Annotated in this window: 16 protein-coding genes; 6 read left to right on the top strand and 10 right to left on the bottom strand. The window is 67.0% G+C overall.

What is annotated here, in order from left to right; all coding sequences use genetic code 11:
- Positions 1–50 precede the first annotated feature (50 nt).
- The 4 genes from ABRP28_RS17680 to ABRP28_RS17665 are packed head-to-tail and all read right to left on the bottom strand — an operon-like array spanning position 51 to position 5695.
- The gene (locus ABRP28_RS17680) at positions 51–1061 is read right to left on the bottom strand and encodes an ABC transporter ATP-binding protein (RefSeq protein ID WP_350001150.1); all 1011 of its coding nucleotides are present in this window, start codon (positions 1059–1061) and stop codon (positions 51–53) included.
- Positions 1058–3133, bottom strand: coding sequence for a dipeptide/oligopeptide/nickel ABC transporter permease/ATP-binding protein (locus tag ABRP28_RS17675; RefSeq protein ID WP_350001152.1), 2076 nt, complete (start codon positions 3131–3133; stop codon positions 1058–1060). The genes ABRP28_RS17680 and ABRP28_RS17675 overlap by 4 nt, the downstream gene beginning before the upstream one ends.
- Positions 3130–4083 (bottom strand): ABC transporter permease, encoded by a 954-nt coding sequence (locus ABRP28_RS17670; RefSeq protein WP_350001154.1) that lies wholly within the window; start codon positions 4081–4083, stop codon positions 3130–3132. The genes ABRP28_RS17675 and ABRP28_RS17670 overlap by 4 nt, the downstream gene beginning before the upstream one ends.
- 55 nt (positions 4084–4138) lie before the next feature.
- Complete coding sequence (locus ABRP28_RS17665) at positions 4139–5695, bottom strand: ABC transporter substrate-binding protein (protein ID WP_350001156.1); 1557 nt, start codon at positions 5693–5695, stop codon at positions 4139–4141.
- 221 nt (positions 5696–5916) lie between these two features.
- Between ABRP28_RS17665 and ABRP28_RS17660 the strand changes: the two genes are divergently transcribed.
- The 3 genes from ABRP28_RS17660 (at position 5917) to ABRP28_RS17650 (ending at position 9165) form a co-directional block, all read left to right on the top strand.
- Positions 5917–7194, top strand: a complete 1278-nt coding sequence (locus ABRP28_RS17660; RefSeq protein ID WP_350001159.1) for a family 1 glycosylhydrolase — start codon at positions 5917–5919, stop codon at positions 7192–7194.
- Between the two features lie 84 nt (positions 7195–7278).
- Positions 7279–7569 carry a hypothetical protein gene (locus ABRP28_RS17655; RefSeq protein WP_350001162.1) on the top strand — a complete coding sequence of 97 codons (291 nt, stop codon included), beginning with the start codon at positions 7279–7281 and terminating at the stop codon, positions 7567–7569.
- Between the two features lie 63 nt (positions 7570–7632).
- Positions 7633–9165 (top strand): carboxylesterase family protein, encoded by a 1533-nt coding sequence (locus ABRP28_RS17650; protein ID WP_350001164.1) that lies wholly within the window; start codon positions 7633–7635, stop codon positions 9163–9165.
- 75 nt (positions 9166–9240) lie between these two features.
- Here ABRP28_RS17650 and ABRP28_RS17645 read toward each other — a convergent pair whose 3' ends face one another.
- From ABRP28_RS17645 to ABRP28_RS17620, 6 genes are all read right to left on the bottom strand, one after another.
- On the bottom strand, positions 9241–9681 hold the full coding sequence (locus tag ABRP28_RS17645; RefSeq protein WP_231456143.1) for an SRPBCC family protein: 441 nt from the start codon (positions 9679–9681) through the stop codon (positions 9241–9243).
- Between the two features lie 67 nt (positions 9682–9748).
- The gene (locus ABRP28_RS17640) at positions 9749–10027 is read right to left on the bottom strand and encodes a hypothetical protein (protein WP_350001166.1); all 279 of its coding nucleotides are present in this window, start codon (positions 10025–10027) and stop codon (positions 9749–9751) included.
- 46 nt (positions 10028–10073) lie between these two features.
- Entirely contained in the window at positions 10074–10544 is a 471-nt protein-coding gene (locus ABRP28_RS17635) for a ribose-5-phosphate isomerase (protein WP_231456141.1), read from the bottom strand.
- A gap of 17 nt (positions 10545–10561) precedes the next feature.
- Positions 10562–12310, bottom strand: coding sequence for a dihydroxyacetone kinase family protein (locus ABRP28_RS17630; RefSeq protein WP_350001168.1), 1749 nt, complete (start codon positions 12308–12310; stop codon positions 10562–10564).
- Between the two features lie 53 nt (positions 12311–12363).
- A complete protein-coding gene (locus ABRP28_RS17625; protein ID WP_350001170.1) occupies positions 12364–13137 on the bottom strand; it encodes an SDR family NAD(P)-dependent oxidoreductase in 774 nt (257 codons plus the stop codon).
- A 34-nt stretch (positions 13138–13171) separates the two neighbouring features.
- Positions 13172–13996: a sugar phosphate isomerase/epimerase gene (locus ABRP28_RS17620; RefSeq protein ID WP_350001581.1), complete on the bottom strand. Its 825-nt coding sequence runs from the start codon at positions 13994–13996 to the stop codon at positions 13172–13174.
- A gap of 202 nt (positions 13997–14198) precedes the next feature.
- Between ABRP28_RS17620 and ABRP28_RS17615 the strand changes: the two genes are divergently transcribed.
- The 3 genes from ABRP28_RS17615 to ABRP28_RS17605 are packed head-to-tail and all read left to right on the top strand — an operon-like array spanning position 14199 to position 17496.
- A complete protein-coding gene (locus ABRP28_RS17615; RefSeq protein ID WP_350001172.1) occupies positions 14199–15536 on the top strand; it encodes an MFS transporter in 1338 nt (445 codons plus the stop codon).
- Positions 15537–15571: 35 nt separating this feature from the next.
- Positions 15572–16468, top strand: coding sequence for a transketolase (locus ABRP28_RS17610; protein ID WP_350001174.1), 897 nt, complete (start codon positions 15572–15574; stop codon positions 16466–16468).
- On the top strand, positions 16465–17496 hold the full coding sequence (locus tag ABRP28_RS17605) for a transketolase C-terminal domain-containing protein (RefSeq protein ID WP_350001176.1): 1032 nt from the start codon (positions 16465–16467) through the stop codon (positions 17494–17496). Before ABRP28_RS17610 ends, ABRP28_RS17605 begins: the two co-directional genes overlap by 4 nt.
- Positions 17497–17535: the final 39 nt, after the last annotated feature.

Here is a 17535-nt window from a genome sequence, read left to right as displayed (position 1 = left end):
TTGACGTTCTCAGGGTTGGCGCAGGGAAGTCTGGGGACCTGCGCCGGGAATCAGGTGGCGTAGTGGCAGGCGACGGCGGATCCGCCCACCGTGCGGAGGGCGGGGCGTTCAGCCGCGCAGAGGTCCGTGGCCAGCGGGCAGCGGAGCCGGAAGGGGCAGCCGCCGGGCGCTGGCACGGCGGCTGCTCCCGTGCGGACACCGAGCGACTCCCGGGCTTCGCGGCGTGCAGCCTGTTCGGCAGGCCGCGGCACGGGTGACGCTGCGACGAGCGCCTGCGTGAAGGGGTGCTTGGGGTTTTCGGTGACGGCAGCGGCAGGTCCGCTTTCCATCACTTGCCCGCGGTAGAGGACGACGACGCGCTGGGCCAGGAACTGGACCACGGCGATGTCGTGGGCGATGAACAGATAGCCCAGGCCGCGTTCGTCGCGCAGGTCGGCCAGGAGGTTCAGCACCTGCGCCTGGGTGGAGAGGTCCAGTGCGCTCACGGCTTCATCGCAGACCACCAGCTTAGGATCGCAGATGAGGGCCCGCGCCACGGAGATGCGCTGGCGCTGGCCGCCGGAGAACTGGCTGGGGTACCGGTCCACGGCATCACGCGGAAGCCCCACGCGTTCCAGCATGTCCTCCGCGCGCTGCCGGGCGTCGGCAGCGCCCACGCCGCGGAGCCGTAGCGGTTCTGCCAGCGAAGAGCCCACGGTGTTCCGCGGATTCAGCGAGGAATTGGGGTCCTGGAAGACGGCCCGCAGTTCCCCGCCCAGGGCCCTGCGCTGGGCGGCGCCGGCGGACGTGATGTCCGTGCCCTCATAGGTGATGGTCCCGCCTGAGACTTGCTGCAGCCCCAGGATCGCCTTGCCGATGGTGGATTTGCCCGAGCCGGACTCCCCCACCAGGCCCACGGTTTCCCCGGGCGCGATGCTGAAGCTGACGCGGTCGACGGCGGCGGGCGCCGCGGCTGCCTTGCGTCCGCGGCCGTAGCGGACCACCAGGTCCTTCACATCCAGCAGGGGCTGGGCGGCGGCCGGCACTGGTGCTTCAGGGCGGACTGAGGTTGCGGTGCTCATGCGTGGTCCTTTTCGGCTGTCTTGGCTTCAACGAGGTTCAGGACGTGGTGGCTGGGCACGTCCGTGGCCAGCCAGTCCAGGCCCTCGACGGCGAGCTCGTCCGCCTTGACGCAGCGCACCAACCCGTCCCCGGTGCCGGACGGAAGCAGCGGGACGGGCACCGTGCACGCGGAGCCGGCGAACTGGCAGCGGGCGGCGAACCGGCAGGTGCTGGGCCAGTCCTTGGGCTGGGGAACCTGGCCGCTGATGGTTGCCAGTCGCTCGGGCATGTCCGAGGCGTGGTTGGCATGCGGGTCCGCCGCCAGCAGGGCCAGGGTGTAGGGGTGCCGCGGGTTGTCCAGGATGCTGTCCGTCCGGCCGTTCTCCACCACCTCGCCGGCGTACATCACGGCCACCTGGTCGCAGAGGTCGGCCACCACGCCGAGGTCGTGGGTCACCATCACCACGGACATTCCGGTGTCCTTCACCAGGCCGCGCAGCAGGGAAAGGATCTCGGCCTGGACAGTGACGTCCAGCGCTGTGGTGGGCTCGTCCGCAACAAGCAGCCGGGGCCGGCCGGACAGCGCCAGGGCAATGGACACGCGCTGGGCCATGCCGCCGCTGATCTGGTGCGGGTAGGTCTTCAGGATGCGCGCGGCGTCCACGATGCCCACCTTCTCCAGCAGGGCAAGGGCTTCGGCTCTCGCCTCGGCCCTGCCCATTCCGCGGAGGCGCCGGATGGCGGCGGTCAGCTGGTAGCCCACGGTGAACATCGGGTCCAGGGCGCGCATGGGTTCCTGCGAGATCAGCGCGACCTCGCGTCCACGGACGCTTTCCATGTCCTTGTCCGTTGCAGCAGCCAGGTTCCTGCCGTTCCAGAGGATCTGGCCGCCGGTCACGGAAACTCCGGACGGCAGCAGCCCCAGCAGGGACAGCGCGGTCATGGTCTTTCCACAGCCTGATTCCCCAACAAGGCCCAGCACGGTGCCGGGTTCGACGTCGAAGGAGACGTCGGTGACCAGGCGGACTCCGTTGCCCGCACCGATGGAGTCAACGCCGACGGAGAGGTTGCGGACGCTGAGCGTGTCTTTTGGTGCATCTTTCGCAGCCGGAGCAGCCGCAGCATTAGCGGCAACCGCTTTGGCGCGCTGTCGCCGTGCCGCAGCCGAGGGCAAGTGTGAGGCGGTGGCGTTGGGTGCCTTGCCGAGGGCGTTGCCGATCGCATTGGCCGCGAGGACCGTCAGCGCCAGCACGGCACCGGTGGGAACCATGAGCCACGGGGCGTTGTAGACGTTCTGGGAGGCGCCCTGGATCATGCCGCCCCAGCTCGGTTCGGGAATGGGCGGTCCGAAGCCGATGAACGCAAGGCCGGCCTGGATGAGCATGCCGACGGCGAAGATCAGGGCGCTCTGCACCACGATGGTGTTCGTCAGTCCGGGCAGGACGTGCCGGAGGCTGATGCCCAGCGTGCTGGCACCGTCCACCTTTGCTGCGTCCACGTAGAGCTGGGACTGGAGGGACTTGGCCTGGCCCAGCATGACCCGGTACATGCCCGCGGAGATCAGCACGCCGAGGATGGCCATGATCAGGGGGATGTTGGTTCCCACGGCACCGATAACGGCCAGGATGATGACCGTGCCGGGCAGGGACATCACGATTTCGGTGACGCGGCTGATGACTGTTTCCACACGGTCACCGGCGGCAGCCGCCAGCATGGCCAGGAGGGTTCCGAGGCCGACGGCGACTATCACCGTGATCATGGACGTCCCCAGCGTGCCGGCGGCGGACGCGAAAATGCGGCTGAGGAGGTCCCGGCCAAGTTCGTCTGTGCCGAGCCAGTGCGCGGCGGTGGGTCCGGACAGGATAGCGGTGAAGTCCTGGTCCTCGGTCTTGTAGGGCAGCCAGAGAGGTGCGGTCAGGGAGGCGGCCACCAGGGCGGCAAGCCAGAGGACCCCGGCGACGCTTGCCGGTGAGGCGAACAGCTTGCTGCCGGCGAATTTCTTCGCCGCGCTTTGGCGGGGGGCCCTGGGTGGGACGGCAGCCGCCGTCGGCTCCGCTGAATCTGCGGGTGCGGGGGCAACGTTGGGGATCATGAGGCACGCAACTTCGGGTCGAGGAACTTGGTGGCGAGTTCCAGCACCAGGTTCACGGCGACCACCACCACGGTGGCGATCACCACCACGCCCTGCACGGACGGGGCGTCATGGGTGCTGACGGAGTTTTGGACGGCCTGGCCCAGGCCGGGCATGGCGAACAGCTGCTCGGCGATGACGGAGCCGCCAAAAAGCTGGATGAACTGCAGCGCGATGCCGGCCACGATCGGAAGGCTGGCATAGCGCAGGGCGTGGACGTACAGGATCTTCCAGGTGGGGGTGGCCGTGGCCCGGAGGGTCCGGATGTGTTCCTGCTGCAGCGCCTCAAGCATGGATGCCCTGGTTTGTCGGGCGATGAACGCACCCCCGCCCACGGCCAAGGTGATTACGGGCAGTGCCAGTGACAGTGCCCAGTCTTGTGGCGAGGCCTCGAACGGAACATAGCCGGTGGCCGGAAAAACGGAGGACTGGACCGCCAGGAGGTAGACAAAGATGATGCCGATCCAGAAGGCCGGGAGGGCCACGGCGATGCCGCAGACGCCGCCGATGATGCGGTCCACCATGCCGCCGCGGACAGCCGCGGTGACGCCCAGTCCAATCCCAAGAACAGCACTGAGCAGCGTTGCTCCGGCAGCAAGCGATGCTGTGACAGGGAGCCTGCTCGCAAGGTCCGCACTGACCGACCGTCCGTCAATGAGGGAGATTCCGAAGTCGCCCTGGACGGCGGCGCCGAGCCACGTGAAGAACTGGGCCAGGAGCGGATCGTTCCAGCCGAGGCGCTGGTTGACTTCAGCGATCGCTTCCTGGCTGGCGCCGGCACCGAGGGATACGGCTCCCGGGCTGCCAGGCATTGCGTGCACCAGCAGGAATGCCAGCACCGCAACCACCAGCACGGTGGCCACCGCCATCAACAGGCGCTTGGTGATGAATAGTGCCATGGTGACCTCCATCGGTCAGGCCCCGCCGGGCGGACTCTTGTGCGAGCCCGCCCGACGGGAGCGGGAATTAGCTGGCCGGTGTGTAGGACGAGAGGAGCGGGTAGGCGTTGGTGCCGGCGAACTCCACCGGGGCCACCTTCTTGGTGTTGTAGCCCTGGTTGGTCAGTGCTTCATAAAGCGGGATCATCCAACCGGATTCCACCAGGCGGGTGTTCAGCTTGGTGGCCGCGGCCTTGACGGTGGCGTCGTCCTTGGCGGCAGCCAGTTCGCCGGTGGCGGCACTAAGCTGCTCGTCGGTGGCCTTCTGGACGTTGGTGAAGCCGTTGAGGACTGCTCCGTACATGACGCCAACGGGGTTGTCCCAGTTCAGCGGCGCGTAGCCCAGCGGGGTTGTGGCGACGGCGGCGAAGGCTTCGTCGGTGGAGGAGGCCATCTTCACGTTCATGGTGATTCCGACGGCGGCGAGGTCCTTCTGGACTGCCTGCAGGTCCGTCTGGGTCTGGGCGCTGGCGATGATGGTGAAGTCGAAGCCGTCCGGGTAGCCGGCCTCGGCCAGCAGGCTCTTGGCCTTTTCCGGGTTGTAGGCGAATGAGGTTTCGAGGTCCTTGGTGAAGCCGGCGGAGTCCTTGGGCAGTGCGTTCCAGGCGGGGATGTCACCCTTGTGCAGCGCATCCACCAGGGCCTGGCGGTTGATGGCGTATTGGATCGCCTGGCGGACCTTCTCCTCCGCGAACGCCGGGGCGGTCTTGCCTATCTTGTCAAAGGAGATCATGGTGTTGACCGTGCCGCCGATCTGGGACACACCTACGCCCTTGGACTTGGCGAAGTCGACTGTTGAGGAGGTCAGCATGGCCACATCCGCCTGGCCGGACACCAGCGCGTTTGCCCGCGCCTGGGGGTCCTGGACCACGCTGAAGATGACCTTGTCGAAGGCGTACCTGGAGGCTTCCGGGCTGTCCGCCTTCTTCACCAGGACGTATTTGTTGCCCTTCACGGTGGAGGGATCCAGCGTGTAGGGGCCGGAGCCTGCCGGGGTCGCGGCGAGGCTGGCGGAGTCGGTGACGCCGTTCTTGCCCACGATCATGCCGGTGGTGGATGCCAGGTTCTTCTCGAATCCCGGCTGGGGCTTGGCGAAGGTCAGGGCCACCTGGGTGGGGCTGACCACGTCAACGGAGGTGATTTCCTGGGCGCCGCCCTTGGCCACCGCCGAGTACGCGCTCAATGCGGGGTCAGACCGGCGGTCCAGGTTCGCCTTGACCAGCTCGGCGTCGAGCTTTGAGCCGTCCGTGAAGGTCACATCGTCCTTGAGGGTGAGCGTCAGGACCGTGTTGTCTGCGTTGTAGCTGAACTCCTTGGCCAGGCCCGGACCTGCGGAGCCGTCCGGCTGCAAAGCCATCAGGCTTTCGTAGAGGCCCTCAAAGAACTGCCGCTGGGCAGCCGAGACGCGCAGCGGGTCGAAGCCGAACGAGGCCGAGTCGCTGTCGATGGCGAGGGTCAGGGTGCTGGTATCCACTTTGGCAGTGGCCTGGCTGGAGCCGCCGCCGCAGGCGGTCAATGATCCCAGCAGGAGCGCGCCGGCCAGAACGGCGGAGCTCGCACGGGCAGTGGAGTTCAGGAGTTTCATGTAGTGCGCCTTTGCATTCTGATGTGACATCGGAGAAGAACTGTGGGGGGCTGGCTGCTCGCCGGCTCTTCACAAGCATCGGCCGGGCTTACTGGGCACTCACATGAGAATGTCATTGATTGAAAAAGTATTGTGGCCCCGGTCACCTCACGGGAAAGGATTGGAAGCCAGGGCAGAGAGGCCCGTGCGCTGTTCGTCGGCGCTGACCCGAAAGGAACCACATGACCACGGCATCACCATTCCCGCAGGACTTCCTCTGGGGCGTCGCCAGCGCCGGCCACCAGGTGGAGGGAAACAACGTCAACAGCGACACCTGGTTCCTGGAGCACCTCCCCGGCAGCATGTTCTCCGAACCGTCCGGAGATGCGGTGGACCACTACCACCGCTACCGCGAGGACATCGCACTGATCGCGAGCCTGGGGTTCACCAGCTACCGCTTCTCCGTCGAATGGGCACGCATCGAGCCGGAAGAAGGACTCTTCTCCACGGCCGAGCTGGACCACTACCGCCGCATGCTGAAGGCCTGCCATGAGCACGGCCTCGTCCCAGTGGTCACGTTCCACCACTTCACGTCCCCGCGCTGGCTGCTGGCCCTCGGCGGCTGGGAAGGCTCCCGGACGGCCGGGCTCTTTGCCAGGTATTGCGACCGGGTGATGGAGCACCTGGGTGACCTCATCGGCGTCGCCTGCACCCTGAACGAACCGAACCTGCCCTGGCTGCTCGAGTCGTTCGGCATTGGCGGCGTCGCCCCGGAAAACCGCGGCTCCGTGCCGGTGTGGGCCGCAGCCGCGGATCGCCTGGGCGTGGACGCCTCCACCATTGCCCCGTTCCAGTTCTCCTCCACGGAGGCCGGATTCGACGTGAAGGTGGCGGCGCACCGTGCCGCCACCGCTGCCATCAAGGCCCGCCGCCCCGATATTCCCGTGGGCTGGACGCTCGCGAACTCCGACATCCAGTCCATCGAGGGGGGCCAGGAACTTGCTGACCAGGTGCGCCGCGACGTCAACGAGCGCTTCCTGGAGGCCTCCCGGGGCGACGACTTTGTGGGGATCCAGACCTACGGCCGCACGGTCTACGGCCCGAACGGCCACGTGCCGGCGCCGGAGGGCGCGGAAACCAACCAGATGGGCGAGGAAATCTACCCGCAGGCCCTCGAGGCAACCATCCGGGAGGCACACCGGATCGCCGGCATCCCCGTGATCGTCACCGAGAACGGCCTGGCCACCGAGGATGACACGCAGCGCGTGGCGTACCTGAAGGCAGCTGTCGACGGCGTTGCCTCCTGCATTGCGGACGGCATCGAGGTGCACGGCTACATCGCCTGGACCGCGTTCGATAACTACGAATGGGTGTTCGGCTACGGTCCGAAGTTCGGGCTCATCGCCGTGGACCGGGAAACCCAGGAACGCACCCCCAAAGAGAGTGCACGCTGGCTTGGCGGCCGGTCACGGGAACTTTCCGCCCAGTCAGTGCGGGAGCCGGCAGTCCAGCCGGCCTGACCAGCACCCCAACCCACCCATCCAGCAGCCGTCGCCGCTCCGAAACCCTTGGGAGGAGAACTATCCCGAGGGGACGGACGGACGATGGACAGCGTGGACCAGCAGGCCCTGACCGGTGCGGTGATACTTGAGCATGGGCTGGACCCGGGCAGGCTCTGGCTGGACCATCTGGCCCTGGGCGGCGACGCCTCGGAGCAGGAAATCAGGGACTACTGTGCCGGACTGGCAGGGCTTCCCGCCAGGGACCGTGACGCGCTGGCCCAGGGGGTCAACGAACATTGCGCTGACGCGGGCGTGCCCGCCAGGGCACCGTTGAGCAGTTCCCCCCTGGTCCAGGCGCACAGTGATTCGCGGGGCCCATACCCACCCACGTAGCGGAATGCGGGCAGTTTCGCCCCTCAACCGCACGCCCGCCGGGAAAGACCTAAGGTGTCAACCATGACAGACGCCCACCCACGGACGGGAACAGTCCGCGGAACCACGGTGGCAGTGGAAGAAACAACCGTCCACCGTTTCCTGGGAATACCGTACGCCGGGCCGCCGACAGGATCCCGGCGCTTCCGCCCGCCGGTGCCCGCAGCTCCATGGCAGGGGGTGCGTGACTGCACGGCACCCGGTCCGGCCGCGCCGCAGAACCCCGAATCCCCCGCCCCGCCCGGCCAGGAACCGCGGACGTGGAGCGAGCAGGACTGCCTCAACCTGAACATCTGGACCCCCGGCACCGCGGGCACGGCCCGGCCTGTGATGGTGTGGGTTCATGGCGGCGCCTACCTTTCCGGCTCCAACAGTGACGTGATGTACGACGGCGGCGGCCTCGCCGCTGCGACGGGCACCGTGGTGGTCACGGTCAATTACCGGCTGGGCGCCCTGGGCTTCCTGCATCTGGCGGATGTACTGGGCGCCGGTTATGAGGACTCCTCAAACCTTGGCCTCCTGGACCTGCTGGAAGCGCTGCGGTGGGTGCAGGGCAACATCGCGGCTTTCGGCGGCGACCCCGGCAACGTCACGCTGTTCGGGGAGTCGGCCGGGGCGGCGGCCGTCGGCACCCTCCTGGGCATGCCGTCGTCGGCCGGCCTTTTCAGGCGCGCCATCATGCAGAGCGGCACCGCGGAACGCTACCGGAGCCCGCAGGAGTCCGCCCGCGTGTGTGCGGAGTTCCTGGAATTGTGCGGCCTGGACCGGACCCGGGCCGGGGAGATCCTTGCCCTGCCCGTTGAACGGATCCTGGAAGCCCAGGAGCAACTGGTGCAGCGGACGGCGGCCGTGACATTCGCGGTTCCCCTGCCATTCCAGCCCGCTGCCGGGACCCCTTCACTTCCACGGCCTCCCCTGGACGCGGTGCGCGGCGGGCTCAACACAGGGGTGGACCTGCTGCTTGGGACGAACCTCAATGAAGGCTCCTTCGCCGTTGAAATGCGGCCGCCCGCACCTGGAGACCCCGGCTACCCGGACAGGGCCGCGGCCGTGCTGGCCAGTACCGGCGGCCTCCAGCCGGGGCACACCGCGGGCTACGCGGCCGCCCTCGAGCAGGTCCTGGACGCCGAACCGAGCGGCAGGCAGCTGCTGGAGGCCGCCATTGCCGATTCCGTGTACCGGCAGCCAAGCAACAGGCTCCTCGACGCGCGGAGCGGATCCGAGGGCAGGAACTTCTCCTACCTTTTCACCTGGCGCAGCCCGGCCATGGGCGGAAAGCTGGGCGCCTGCCACGCACTGGACATCCCGTTCGTCTTCCGGCACGTGGAGACTCCGCAGGCAGCCTTCCTCACCCGCGGCAAGGCGCCGGCCTCCCTGAGCGAGGCCATGAGCGGTGCGTGGGCGTCCTTCGCGGAGGCCGGAGTTCCCCGGCTGCCCGGACTGGAATGGCCGGAGTATGGACCGTTGCGGGCCACGGCGATCCTGGACCAGGAGCTCCGGGTAGAGGACGATCCCCGGCGGGAGCTCCGGGAGTTGTTCGCAGCCGCTGCCCACTGAGCCGCCATCCCGAAGGGCCACCATCCCGAAGGGCCGCGGGTGCGGCCGCCCGGCGTTGGATTGGCATGCGTTGGCTCAGGCAGCTGCCAGCGAGTTGAGCGTGTCCCGGATTCCGTTCAGTGCGGGGTCCCGCAAGGACATAAACGCAGGCTTGAGGAGCGGCTGGATGATCTTGGCCGGGCCGTTGATGCTGAACTCGGCCGTGTACTTCACCTCTGAACCGGTGCCGCTGGGGCTGACGTCGATCGAGTCGAAGGCCGTGACCGTTTTATTGTGGCCGCGGAGCTTGATGTGGTTCTCGGTGAGCTCGATAACCTCATATTCAAGCGACTGGCGCTTGCCCCGGAATTCGGACTCGGCGTGGTACCGGTGCCCCACGGCGACCGGACCGGGCGTCAGTTTATCCATGACCGGGGTGTTAGGGTCCCACTCGCTGGTGTTCTCGAACGCGCTCAGGAAGGCAAAGGCCTTTTCCGCGGACAGTTTGGTTTCCACACTTCCGGTGACTGTGATCATCACCCCAGTGTAGGAACAGGCCTCCCCGAATCACAGCCCTTGAGCATATGGACACGCCCACTTGTGGCTATGCCCGGCCTGTGGCACCTGCAGGAATTGGCCGCAGGGCCGCGGCCATCTTGTAGCACAGCCTTCCTTCCAGCTCCCGGGGCCGGATCCACACTTCGTAGCCCTCGGCAGCTGCGAAAAGCGCCCGGCCTGAGGAAGCATCCGCGGCGAGCCACAGGGCTGAAGAATCCTCCATGGCATCGTCCACCACGCCCGACCGGACGTGCTCAAAGTCCTTCCGGACCTCCACCGGAATGCCGATCAGGCGGCTCCAGTCCCTGAACCGGTAAGTCTCCATCGTGATCCTTCCTGCAGCTGGACAGGCCTTGGCAAAAGCACAGGGCCTAGCAGGCTTCGAAGTCCGTCAGGACCTTGACCTTTCCCGCGGATGCGGAGGCAGGGTCGAAGGTGTAGCCGATCCACTCCCGGACAAGCCGGCGCGCGAGTTCGATGCCCACCACGCGCTGGCCCATTGTCAGGACCTGGCAGTCGTTGGACAGGACAGAGCGTTCCACGGAGAAGGAGTCGTGCGCCGCGGTGGCCCTGATTCCCTCCACCTTGTTCGCCGCGATGGCCACACCGATGCCGGTGCCGCAAAAGAGGATCGCCCGGTCCGCGGCACCGTCCCTGATCATTTCTCCGGCCGCGATACCCACGTACGGGTACGGCCTGGTGAAGTCATCCGGAGCATCGGAGCGGTTGACTCCAATATCAATCACTTCGCTGACCCGGGGATCCTGCCGGAGGTCCTCAAGGACCTTGTCCTTGTAATCGACTCCCGCCTCGTCCGCACCAACAACAAGTCTCAGTCCCATGGTTCTTCCTTCAGTGTTCAAGGCCGCACTCCAACGGGTTCCCGGGATGCGGCGGCGGTGAGGTGCGGGCCCATGACGGTGAAGATCATGGCCAGCGAGGTTGCGCCGGGGTCCGGTGTGCCCAGGCTCTTTTCGGCCAGCGGGCGGGCCCGGCCTTTGAGGGGCATGAGGCTGGCTGTGGCTTCGGCTGCTGCCGTGGCGTCGCGGGCGGCGTCCTGCCACGCCCGGCCCGGTTCCGCGCCTGCTGCCACCAGGCCGGCAAAGCCGGAAGCAAAAGGCAGCAATGCGTCCACCATGGTCTTGTCGCCTGCCTCGGCCTTCCCGAGCCCAACAATCCGGTCAGCGAAGGCCCTTACTGCAGCTGCCAGCTGTTCAGGTTCCGGCGCCGAACTGTTGCCCACAGCTTCGCCGAAGGCCCGCAGGCCGGCTCCCCACAGGACGCCGGAGGTCCCGCCTGCCTTATCCGCCCAGGCATCACCGGCGGCCGCCAGCACATCGCCGGCACCGGCCCCGTGCCCAAGGGCTGCGGAAGCAGCCGCCGCGGCAGCGTCAATCCCCCGCACCATGCCGCGTCCGTGGTCGCCGTCGCCGGCAACCGCGTCCATCCTGCCAAGCCGCTCCTCGGCGTCGTGCAGCAGGGACTGCGTGGCCTCCAGCGCGGCGAGGCATGCTGTGGCATAGTCCCGGGAGGCACCGGTAGCCACGAACGGGGCGGAAGTTGCGTCGGCGTCGGACGTTCCCTGCTCGGCCGCCGCTCCGGCTTCCCCGACTGTGTTGCCGCGGCGGTAGGCTGGCGTTTCCGCCGGGGCGAGCCACAACGGCTCCAGCTCCCCATCCAGCCAGGTGACGGTGAGCGAAACCCCGGCCATGTCCAGGCTGGTGACGAGTTCTCCGACTTCCGGCATCACCAGGGTGTATCCGGCCGCCCGGAGCAGCGGGGCCACGGTGCCCCAGAGAACGAAGAGCTCCTCGTGCTTTGTAGACCCCAGTCCGTTGAGGATGACGGCGATCCGACCGCCCGCGTTGGGCGGGGTCTCTGCCAGCAGGCGGGCCACAAGCTCTTCACCCAGCGCCTTTGCCGGCGGCAGGTCCGTATCGAAAAGTCCGGGTTCGCCGTGGATTCCCAGGCCAAGCCCCATCTGCCCGTCGGGCAGGGAGAACAGCGGTGAATCCGCACCGGGGAACGTGCAACCGGCAAAGGCGCTGCCGATAGTGCGGGTGAGGCGGTTGGCCTTGCGGCCCAGGCGAACGACGTCGGCCAGGCTGTCACCGCGCTCGGCGGCGGCCCCCATGACCTTGAAGACGGTGAAGTCGCCGGCGATGCCGCGGCGCTTTTCTGATTCCGACGCCGGCGCGCTGGCGATGTCGTCCGTCACCAGGACGTTCTCCACGGCTATGCCCTCTGCAGCCAGGCGTTCGCTGGCCATGGCGAAGTTCATCACGTCCCCGGCGTAGTTCCCGTAGGTGAAGACGACGCCGGCTCCGGACTCTGCTGCCTTGGCCACGGCGTGCGCCTGCTGCGCCGAAGGGGAGGTGAAGATATTGCCCACCACGGCGCCGTCGGCCAAACCTGTTCCGATGAGGCCGGCGAAAGCCGGGTAATGCCCTGACCCGCCACCGGCAAGGACGGCAACCTTGGGCTGCGCAGGGCGGGAGCGCCGCACCGCGCCGCCCGGGACCTGGCGCACCAGGTCCGCGTGGGCGTCGCAAAAGCCCGCCAGGGCCTCCTCGGCGAAATCTGAGGGGTCATTGAAAATTTTTGTCATGGTGGGCTCTCTGACGTGCGGTCGTCCGGGTGGAGGTGGGTTCCGGTGGGCTCCTAGTGCATGTGGCTTCCGCCATTGATGTCCACGGTGGTGCCCGTGAGGTAGGCAGAGTCCTCGGAGGACAGGAACGTGATCACGGCCGCGACTTCCTCCGTGGTGGCGTTGCGGCCCAGCGGGATGCCGGCGTTGATGGCGGCTTCCTGTTCCTCGGTGCTGCCTACGCGGATGTTAGTGTCCACGGCGCCCGGGGTAATGGCGTTGACGGTGACGCCGGTGGCGCCGAGCTCGCGGGCAAGCGCCTTGGTGAAGCCGAGGATGGCGGCCTTGGCTGCGGAGTAGGGAACCTTGCCGAACACGCCGCCGCCGCGCTGGGCGGAGACCGATGACATGTTCACGATGCGGCCCCAGCCGTTCCCGATCATGTCCGGCAGGAAGGCCTTGGTTACCAGGTAGGTGCCGGTGGCGTTGACGTCCATGACCTTGTGCCAGAGCTCAAGGGTGGTTTCCAGGAACGGAACGGGCGAGGTGATGCCGGCGATGTTGGCCAGGGCGCCCACCGGCGGCAGGTTGCCGGCGGTGACTTCGGCGGCGACGGCGGCCTGCGCGGCGGTCACGGACGCTTCGTTGGCGACGTCGATCTCGTGGCCGAAGGCGGGGACGTTGAATTCATTGCCGATGTCGGCGGCGACCTTGGCGGACTTCTCGCCGTCGAGGTCCAGGATGACAACGGCCCAGCCCTGGCTGGCGTAGCGGCGGGCGGTGGTGATGCCGATGCCCCGGTCCGAGGTTGCCCCGGTGAGGACGGCGGTGCGCTGGATGGTGCTCATGATGGTGCTCCTTGGGTTTTCTTTGGGTCGATGGTCAGATGAGGTCGGTAATGAAGCTGGCGGCCTTGGCGGCCGCGGCGGGGCGCTCGCTGTGGGTGACGTCCCGGGTTTCGAGTTCGAGCGAGAAGTGTCCGGTATAGCCGTCCGCGGCCAGCCGCTTGAGGCCGCCTGCGAAGTCGGCTGTGCCATTGCCGATGCTGAGGTTGATGTTTCCCGGGACGGCGTCGCGCAAATGGACGTGGCTGATGCGTCCTTGGTGCCGGTCGAGGTAGGCATGGACGTCCTCGCCGGCCGCCGTGATGTGGCTGAAGTCCATAACGATTCCGACGCCGGATCCCGCCAGCCGGTCAGCCAGGAGTCCTGCACGCTCGAGGTTCCAGCAGAACCGCAGGAAGTGCAGGGATTCGGTCCAGAGTTCAACGCCGAAGCCGGCAGCGCGTTCACTGGCGTTGACCAGCTGGCCGGCGATGGTGTCCAGGTCCTCGTCGAGGCCTCGGACCGGGGTGTGGTCCAGGGCGCCGCAGGGAAGGACCAGCGCCCGGGCGCCCGTATCCGCGGCCAAGGTCAGCAGGGCGTCAAGGTGCTGTGTCCGCGCTGACCGGGCATCGGCGTCGAGCACTGCGTTGAGGTCCCCGATGTCGCCGTTCACTGAGCGCACGCGAAGGCCCGACGCCGAAACCTCAGCAGCGACGGCGGCCACCGCTTCAGGATCAAGGTTGTAGGGCACGTGGTCGCACACCCCGGGAAGGGCGCCGAGGTCGATTTCCTCGAAGCCAAGGTCCTTCATGGTGCGCAGGGCCAGAGCCAGTTCCTGGTGCCGGAAGCTGATGGATGAGCACCCAAGCCGCGAATGGAACATCATTGATCCTCTTGTTCGTGCCAAGCCCGGGCCACGCCCATGACTAGTGATGGGCACCACATTAGTTTAGTTAACTGTCAACAGTCAACTCTCGAAGTCGACTGTTGACAGTCGGCATGGCCTAGGTCACACTGGGAGCTATCATTTTGTTAACAGTCGACAGCGGGGATCCGATCCGGCCGCTTTTCGAAAGGGAACCACCATGAGCAATGAAGCTCTGAAAATGCGCGGGCATGTCCATGGCACCAAGGACGCCAAGCGCGTCGCCATCGGCTCAGGTGTCGGCGCTGTCATTGAGACATACGACTTCATCGGGTTCGGCACCGCCGCTGCGCTGTACTTCGGGACTGCCTTCTTCCCCACCGGTGATCCGGTCACCGGCACCCTGGCTGCCTTCGCCACCCTCGGCGTTGGCTTCGCTGCCCGCCCCATCGGCGGCATCATTGGCGGTCACCTGGGTGACAAGGTGGGCCGCAAGCCCGTCCTGGTGGCCTCCCTGATCCTGATGGGAGTGGCCACGTTCCTCATCGGCCTGCTCCCTACCTACGAACAGGTTGGCCTGCTGGCGCCGGCACTGCTGGTGTTTGTACGCATCGTCCAGGGCCTTGCCTTCGGTGCTGAATGGGGCGGCGCCATCCTGATGAGCTACGAGCACGCGCCGTGGAAGTCCAAGGGCAAGTACACGGGTATCGTGCAGGCCGGCTTCCCTGTGGGCCTGCTGCTGGCCAACCTCGTCTTCCTGGTCAGCGTGAACCTCGGCGGCGAGCTCGCCTGGCGCGTCCCGTTCCTCGCAAGCATCGTGCTCGTCGCCGTCGGCCTGATCATCCGGTCCAAGGTTCCTGAGTCACCCGTCTTCGATGAGGTCAAGGAAAGCGGCTCCATTGTGAAGTCGCCCATCATCGAGGTCATCAGGACCGACTGGCGCAGCATCGTCCGCGGCATTGGCCTCCGCATTGCCGAGACTGCCGGCTACGCCGTGTCAATCACGTACATGATTTCCTACCTGCACACGCAGCAGCTCGCAGACAAGACCGAAACGCTCGTAGCCCTCTGCATCGCATCCTTCATTGGCATCTTCGCCACCATGGCCTGGGCCCGCCTCACGGACCGCATCGGCCGCCGGCCGCTGTACGTCTGGTCCTGCGCTTTCGCCGCCCTGTTCGGCATCCCGATGTTCCTGCTGGTCAACACCGGCCTGTTCATCTTCGTCATCGCCACGATCGTCATCTCCTACGCCGTCTGCCAGAACTCCCTTGCCGGCGCCCAGGGCCCATGGTTCCCCGAACTGTTCCAGGCCAAGACCCGCTCCTCCGGAGCCTCCCTGGCCTACCAGATCTCAGCCATGGTCTCCGGCTTCACGCCCTTCGTCACCACCCTGCTTTTCGTCGCCCTGGGCTGGATGGGCCCGGCACTCCTCTTCAGCTTCTACGCCGCGATCGGCCTCTGGGCCGCCGTGGTCACCCGGGAAACCTGGGGAAAGCGCGAGCGCCAGCTGGCCGAGGAAGCCACCAAAAGCACCCCGAACACGGTGAGCGTCTAATGACCGCCACCCACGAAACAACCACGGAGCGAGACATGCCAACGGATACCATCCAGGAACACACCGTCCAGAACGGGGTGACGCAGGAACGGTTCGCAAAGATCAGCAGCGCCGCGTACCGGATCAGGCACCACGCCCTGAACATGGGCGAGGTCCAGGGCCAGGGCTACGTGGGCCAGGCCCTGGGCGCGGCGGACATGCTGGCCACGGTCTACGGTGACCAGCTCCGCTTCCGCGCCGAGGACCCGCACTGGGAGGCCCGGGACCGGTTCCTGCTTTCCACGGGCCACTATGCCATCGGCCACTATGCGGCCCTTGCCGAAGCCGGGATCGTCCCGGTGGAGGAGCTGGAGACCTACGGCTCAGACGACTCACGGCTGCCGATGTCCGGAATGTCCACCTACACGCCCGGCATGGAAATCTCCGGCGGCTCCCTGGGCCACGGCCTGACTATCGCCGTCGGCATGGCCCTTGGCCTGCGGTACCAGGGCTCAGAAGCAAGGGTGTTCAACTTCCTGTCCGACGGCGAGCTGGATGAAGGCTCCACGTGGGAAGCAGCCATGGGCGCCCACCACCACCAGCTGGGCAACCTCACCGCCATGGTGGACATCAACGCACTCCAGGCGGACGGCAAGACAGACACCGTGCTCCGCACCGAGCCGGTCACCGAAAAGTGGGAATCGTTCGGCTGGTACACGCAGCGGGTGGACGGGAACGACGTCGGCGCGTTGCTGGCGGCGTTCGACAACGCGGCCGCCCAGGCCGCCGCCGTCGGACGTCCCTCGGTGATCCTGTGCGACACCAAGGTGGGCCGCGGAGTTCCGCTGCTGGAAAACCGCGAAAAGGCGCACTTCATGCGCATCGACGAACACGAATGGCAGATCTGCCGCGAGCAGCTGACCGCCGGTTATGAAGGAAAGGCTTCAGCATGAGCACCAACACCACGGCCGCGCCGGCACCTGCAGCCACGTCAACAGCCGCCAAGCCGAAGCTCAAGACCTCGGCGATGATCGCGTCCTTCGCCGACCCTGGCCAGAAGACGGCATCCGCCCCCTTCGGGCACGCCCTGGTCAAAGCCGCTCATCAAAACGACAAAATCGTGGGCCTCACCGCTGACCTGGGCAAGTACACGGACATGCACATCTTCGCCAAGGCGTTCCCGGAGCGGTTCTTCCAGATGGGCATGGCGGAGCAGCTGCTCTTCGGCGCAGCCGCCGGCCTGGCCGAAACCGGGCTGGTGCCGTTCGCGTCCACCTACTCCGTATTCGCCGCCCGCCGGGCCTACGACTTCCTGTGCCTGGACGCCGCCGAACCGAACCTGAACGTGAACATCGTGGGTGGCCTGCCGGGCCTGACCACCGGGTACGGGCCCAGCCACCAGGCCACAGAGGACATGGCGATCTTCCGCGGCATGCCCAACCTGACCATCGTGGACCCCTGCGACTCGATCGACATCGAGCAGGCCGTCCCGCAACTGGCTGCCAGCGACGGTCCCACGTACCTGCGCCTGCTGCGGGGAAATGTACCCACGGTCCTGGATGAGTACGGCTACACGTTTGAGCTGGGCAAGGCGAAGGTGCTGCGCGGCGGCAACGACGTCGTGTTCATCTCGTCCGGCCTGATGACCATGCGGGCGCTGCAGGCAGCCAAGGCGCTGGCGGCACACAACGTGGATGTCGCCGTCGTGCACGCCCCCACCATCAAGCCGTTCGACGCCGCCACCGTCCTGGCGGAAATCAACACCGACCGGCTGGCCGTGACACTGGAAAACCACTCGGTGGTGGGCGGCCTGTTCGAGACCGTTGCCTCCGCCGTCGTTACGGCCGGCCTGGGCAAGCGCGTGGTCCCCGTGGCACTGCCGGACCAGTTCCTGGACGCCGGCGCGCTGCCCACCCTCCACGACCGCTACGGCCTGGCGGTGGACCGGATCGTCGCCAAGGTGCTGGCCGAGCTCGGCTGACACCAGGGGCCCAAGGAAGCACGGCACCGGTTCCAGCCG

The sequence above is a fragment of the Pseudarthrobacter sp. WHRI 8279 genome (assembly GCF_040224115.2).
In the GTDB taxonomy this organism is placed as follows: domain Bacteria; phylum Actinomycetota; class Actinomycetes; order Actinomycetales; family Micrococcaceae; genus Arthrobacter.
This window is presented reverse-complemented; position numbering and strand designations above follow the sequence as displayed.

Excerpts from the sequence above, each read along its gene's own strand:
- ABRP28_RS17680 (WP_350001150.1), bottom strand. The coding sequence starts at position 1,061 with ATGAGCACCGCAACCTCAGTCCGCCCTGAAGCACCAGTGCCGGCCGCC.
- ABRP28_RS17675 (WP_350001152.1), bottom strand. The coding sequence starts at position 3,133 with ATGATCCCCAACGTTGCCCCCGCACCCGCAGATTCAGCGGAGCCGACG.
- ABRP28_RS17670 (WP_350001154.1), bottom strand. The coding sequence starts at position 4,083 with ATGGAGGTCACCATGGCACTATTCATCACCAAGCGCCTGTTGATGGCG.
- ABRP28_RS17665 (WP_350001156.1), bottom strand. The coding sequence starts at position 5,695 with ATGAAACTCCTGAACTCCACTGCCCGTGCGAGCTCCGCCGTTCTGGCC.
- ABRP28_RS17660 (WP_350001159.1), top strand. The coding sequence starts at position 5,917 with ATGACCACGGCATCACCATTCCCGCAGGACTTCCTCTGGGGCGTCGCC.
- ABRP28_RS17655 (WP_350001162.1), top strand. The coding sequence starts at position 7,279 with ATGGACAGCGTGGACCAGCAGGCCCTGACCGGTGCGGTGATACTTGAG.
- ABRP28_RS17650 (WP_350001164.1), top strand. The coding sequence starts at position 7,633 with ATGACAGACGCCCACCCACGGACGGGAACAGTCCGCGGAACCACGGTG.
- ABRP28_RS17645 (WP_231456143.1), bottom strand. The coding sequence starts at position 9,681 with ATGATCACAGTCACCGGAAGTGTGGAAACCAAACTGTCCGCGGAAAAG.
- ABRP28_RS17640 (WP_350001166.1), bottom strand. The coding sequence starts at position 10,027 with ATGGAGACTTACCGGTTCAGGGACTGGAGCCGCCTGATCGGCATTCCG.
- ABRP28_RS17635 (WP_231456141.1), bottom strand. The coding sequence starts at position 10,544 with ATGGGACTGAGACTTGTTGTTGGTGCGGACGAGGCGGGAGTCGATTAC.
- ABRP28_RS17630 (WP_350001168.1), bottom strand. The coding sequence starts at position 12,310 with ATGACAAAAATTTTCAATGACCCCTCAGATTTCGCCGAGGAGGCCCTG.
- ABRP28_RS17625 (WP_350001170.1), bottom strand. The coding sequence starts at position 13,137 with ATGAGCACCATCCAGCGCACCGCCGTCCTCACCGGGGCAACCTCGGAC.
- ABRP28_RS17620 (WP_350001581.1), bottom strand. The coding sequence starts at position 13,996 with ATGTTCCATTCGCGGCTTGGGTGCTCATCCATCAGCTTCCGGCACCAG.
- ABRP28_RS17615 (WP_350001172.1), top strand. The coding sequence starts at position 14,199 with ATGAGCAATGAAGCTCTGAAAATGCGCGGGCATGTCCATGGCACCAAG.
- ABRP28_RS17610 (WP_350001174.1), top strand. The coding sequence starts at position 15,572 with ATGCCAACGGATACCATCCAGGAACACACCGTCCAGAACGGGGTGACG.
- ABRP28_RS17605 (WP_350001176.1), top strand. The coding sequence starts at position 16,465 with ATGAGCACCAACACCACGGCCGCGCCGGCACCTGCAGCCACGTCAACA.